At 70.0% G+C, this 1,191-nt stretch carries 2 protein-coding genes; both read left to right on the forward strand.

Annotation, left to right across the window (positions count from 1 at the left end):
- Nucleotides 1–359: IS66 family insertion sequence element accessory protein TnpB (tnpB, locus tag D7V80_RS40980; RefSeq protein WP_158616784.1), on the forward strand; the 359-nt coding region annotated here is incomplete at its 5' end.
- Nucleotides 360–475: 116 nt separating this feature from the next.
- The coding region (locus tag D7V80_RS40985; RefSeq protein ID WP_158616785.1) for a transposase at nt 476–1,191 on the forward strand (716 nt) is incomplete at its 3' end.

Consider the following 1,191-nt stretch of genomic DNA (forward strand, 5'->3'; position numbering starts at 1 on the left):
CCCTGCCTGCGTCGGTGCGCGTGGTGCTGGCGGTGGAGCCGGTGGACATGCGCAAGTCGATTGACGGCCTCATGGCGCTGGTGCGCACGGCGTGGGGGGAGGACGTCTACTCGGGGCACCTCTTCGCCTTCGTCTCCAGGCGGGGCGACCGCATCAAGGTGCTGACGTGGAGCCGGGGCGGCTTCGTGCTTCTGTACAAGCGGCTGGAGACGGGCCGCTTCCGGCTGCCCCGGGTGGACGCGGAGGCGAAGGCGGTGACGCTGGACGCCACGCAGTTGGCGATGCTGCTGGATGGCATTGACGTGGCGGACGTGCGACGCCCGCCGGCCTGGTCTCCGCCCGGGCGCGCGGCCTCCTGACGGCCTGGCGCGGGCGCGGAGACGGGCCGCGCGGTATGGGCCTGCGGGTGCCGCGCGAACTTCCTCAGGACCATTTCTGCCCCTGGCGGGAGGAAGCCGAGGAGCTTCGTGAGCGGATGACGTCGCTGGAGTCGAAGATGGCCGCGCTGGAGCGGCGCGTCTTCGGCAAGCAGACGGAGAAACTGCGCCCTGTCGCCCAAGAGTTGCGAGGCGAGGCACGCGGCCCCGAGGAAGAGACGGCACGGGCCGAGGCCGCCCTGGCGAAACGACGGGAGCGTGCGGCTCGCAAGGCACAGGAGGCCCCGACGCGCGAGGTGCGGCACGCGGTGCCACCCGAGTCGAGGCACTGCCCGGCATGCGGCAGCGAGGACTTGAAGCCCTTGGGCGAGGGACGCCGGACGGTGCTGTACGAGTACGTGCCGGCCTTCTTCGAGAAGCAGGTGCACGTGCAGGAAGTCCTCTCGTGCAAGTGCGGCCAGGGCGTGGTGACGTCGCCCGCGCCCGCGAAGGTGGTGGACAAGGGCGAGTACGGCCCGGGCTTCCTCTCGCACGTGGTGGTTTCCAAGTGCGCCGACGCCATGCCCCTGCACCGGCTCGCCCAGCGGATTGAAAGGGGTGGCGTGCCCATGAGTCGCAGCACCCTGACGGACCTCTTCCACCAGGCCGCCTCGGTGCTGCTGCCTCTCTCCCAGCACCTCTTGCGAGTCATTGCATCCGCGGACGTGGTGTGGGCCGACGAGACACCCGTGCGCGTGCTGGACGTGAAGAAGACGCGCCAAGGCTACCTTTGGACTTTCCTCACCCAGACGGCGCAAGGTGAGTGGCTCTTGGG

Source organism: Corallococcus sp. CA054B (assembly GCF_003611625.1).
GTDB classification, from domain to species: Bacteria; Myxococcota; Myxococcia; order Myxococcales; family Myxococcaceae; genus Corallococcus; species Corallococcus coralloides.